At 58.6% G+C, this 2,882-nt stretch carries 3 protein-coding genes; all 3 read right to left on the reverse strand.

Annotated elements, in window-relative coordinates; genetic code table 11:
• Positions 1-188: 188 nt before the first annotated feature.
• The gene (locus NW815_RS12770; RefSeq protein WP_414390543.1) at positions 189-896 is read right to left on the reverse strand and encodes a tetratricopeptide repeat protein; all 708 of its coding nucleotides are present in this window, start codon (positions 894-896) and stop codon (positions 189-191) included.
• Entirely contained in the window at positions 883-1,767 is an 885-nt protein-coding gene (locus NW815_RS12775; RefSeq protein ID WP_414383968.1) for a hypothetical protein, read from the reverse strand. Before NW815_RS12775 ends, NW815_RS12770 begins: the two co-directional genes overlap by 14 nt.
• 275 nt (positions 1,768-2,042) lie before the next feature.
• The gene (gene upp, locus NW815_RS12780) at positions 2,043-2,732 is read right to left on the reverse strand and encodes a uracil phosphoribosyltransferase (RefSeq protein ID WP_011433955.1); all 690 of its coding nucleotides are present in this window, start codon (positions 2,730-2,732) and stop codon (positions 2,043-2,045) included.
• Positions 2,733-2,882 lie beyond the last annotated feature (150 nt).

Below are 2,882 nucleotides of genomic sequence, written 5' to 3' on the forward strand. Positions count from 1 at the left end.
CAGCAGTGTTCAGCGTAAATGTATCAGGCATGCTGATGATGTTCACCACGGTGTTCACCACCAAAGGGCCCCAGCCCGAGGATTCTCAGTCGGATCCCCAAAAGGGGCGAGCCTAGCCCAAGGCCCGGTGACGGGATCCCTGGCAGCCGGCCCCATGCCTTAAGAAATAGTTAAAACTAGAGGGGGCTCTAGTCCCGCTCCCGTTGACGTAGCCGCTGCAGAGTCGAGAGAGGTTTTGTCTCCTCTGGCAGTTTTTGCTCAGCTGCGGTGGGCAGGGCGGCTGTTTCTGTTTTCTGAGGTTCGAGCAAAAGCTTGGCGGCTTCTGACTCAACGGCTGGAGGGCGAGCCGGGTTCTCCCCTTGTTGGCCGGGCAGGGGCACAGACTCCAGAGTGGCCAGTAAAGATTGAATATGGCTGTGGGTTTCCGGATGGTTGCTGGCGGCATGGGCCAAAAGGGTGAGCTGCTCTTTGGCTACGGCCAGGTTCCCCAGCTTGAGATCCACCAAGGCCAGTTGATAGCGAGCCTTAAAGCCACTGGGATCCACCTCCACCGAGCGCTGAAAGGCGGCGCGGGCCTCCGCCAGCTTGCCTTGACGGGCATAGATCAAGCCGAGGTTGAAAGGCACATCGGGATCCCGTTCGCTGGGCAGCACCAAGGTTTTTTCTTCCAGTTCAATTGCGCTCCGGTAGGCGTTGATGGCCAAGGTATGGAAGCCCATCTGCAGATAGCGAGCTCCGTCTTCCTTCAGTTGGGCGACCGTCGGCTCCCCTGTCAGTAGGGTCATGGGCGGTTGCGCGTGGGCAGGCATGGCCACCGCCAAGCTCAGCAGGCACCCCACCGTTTTCAGGCCTAAGGGTACAGCCTGACGACCAATCTGCTGCCTATTCATCACCATGATCTGTTTCCTCCAACCACATCAACACCACTTCATTCCACCCCTCTGGGCCGGGGAGCTGAGCCAATTGCCATTGAGGCAGGGCCTCACTCCAGAGACTATCCGCAATGGGGCTGGGAAGCACCACTTTTTGTTCCGACCATCGCAAAAAGGCCACATCTGGCGGGGAACACCCAATGCCCAAAGCTTTGATAGGGCCCAGATGCCGTTGGTAGCAATCCAGCAGCCGCTGCACCGCCTGTTCCCCCGGTAACCAATTGGGTTCTGCGGCCATCGTTGGCTGCATCCATCCGGTCAGATACCATTGCGGCAGGCTAGAGAAGTGAAGCTGACGCACCCGCAGCAGATGTTGGGTGAGGTTGGCTTCTTGCTGGGCAAAAGCTTCCCGCAGGGTTTCGGGATCCCCGGAATAGCTGAAAATCTCACTGTACTCTCGCTGCTGCGCCCGCTCTGCCTCTTCCAAAGGGATCCCAGTGGCAGCGGCCAGCTCAGAGGCAGTCCAATCCCCAAACCCGATCAAATCCAAGTGGGACTCTTGACGCACCTGTTGCAGGATGCTGCGCAGGCGAGAATAGGGCAGACCCAAAGCATACACGTAGTAGGGCGGTCGGTGTTGCCACTGCTCGTCTAGGATGCCCGCCGGGAAGTAATGCTCGGGAACGTAAACGGCAGAGCCATCCTCACAGATGAACGGATGCTCCAGGCGCAACTGCCGCCGCACATGTTCCAGTTGAGCGCGGGTGCGCAGGCTGTAGAGCACCAAGGGAATGGAGCGGCGCTCTAGGGCAGCCAAGGCTTGTCGGGCAGCACCATAGCTGTTGGACTCCAGATCCAGCAAGCTGCCATCCAAACTGGTAAGGACAAGTCGCATAGGCGCAGGAAGGGAAAAGGTGCTGGCCCCGTCAGAATTGCAAGTAGCGCGACCGGGATCCCTGAAGCGGCCAACATTACCCATGATCCAATAGCTTGACCAATCTGAGGGGGGTTAGCCTCAAATGCTCTCCCTCAAAGCATCTGGGTGAATGGGCAATCCGTGCGCCAGAAGTGGTAAAAGCTCGATTGAGCACTACAGAATGCGTGTGTCGCCGAAGATCTTGGCTCAAAAACCAGCAGCAGAGAAGACAGACAGATTGAGTGGGTCAGTGGCTAGTTCTCTGTGCCGAAGGCGCGATCCCCTGCATCCCCCAGCCCGGGCAAAATGAACCCTCGATCGTTCAGCCGCTCGTCGATCATGGCGCAGAAAATTTGCACCATCGGGTAGTGGGATCCCAACCGCTGTAACCCTGGGGGCGCTGCCAATGCGCTGACAATTCTAACCAAGCTGGGATCCGCCCCCCGTTTTTTTAGCTCATCCAAAACCCAGAGCAGCGTGCCCCCGGTGGCCAACATCGGCTCGGGAATGAGAATGCGCATCTGTTCAGGGATCCGCTCTGGAAGGCGATTGAGGTAGCAACTGGCCTGCAGCGTTTCCTCATCCCGCACCATGCCAATGTGAAAGATCCGCGCCTGGGGCAAAAGGGCCTGACAGCCTTCCAGCATCGCCAAGCCAGCCCGCAATACAGGCACAATGCCCAGCAGGGTATCCGGCGCGATGACCTCTGCGGCAACGGGTTCCAAAGGGGTTTGCACCTGAACGGTTTGGGTGGGGATCCACTCCCGCATCGCCTCATAGGTTAGCCAGCGGCCCAGCTCCGACATGGCCGTGCGAAACAGGGGCATGGGCGTCTCCGCATCCCGAGCCACGGTTAGCCAGTGCTTAATGAGCGGGTGAGGGGGGACATAGACACGAAGCTGCTGACTTGCCACGGGAGAATGCCTCAATCTGGGCGGTAGCATAGCGGGTTGCCTTAGCAGAAAGCAAGCTCTAGAAAGCAAGCTCTCCAATTGGCCGCAACTCCATCCCGACCGGGGATAAATTGCCAACAGCTCCGGCAAATGCTCAAGGGGTGGGGCTCTTTGACCCAGCAAGATTGCGGCAGAATGAGA

The sequence above is a fragment of the Synechococcus sp. R6-7 genome (genome assembly GCF_047461695.1).
Lineage (GTDB): Bacteria > Cyanobacteriota > Cyanobacteriia > Thermostichales > Thermostichaceae > Thermostichus.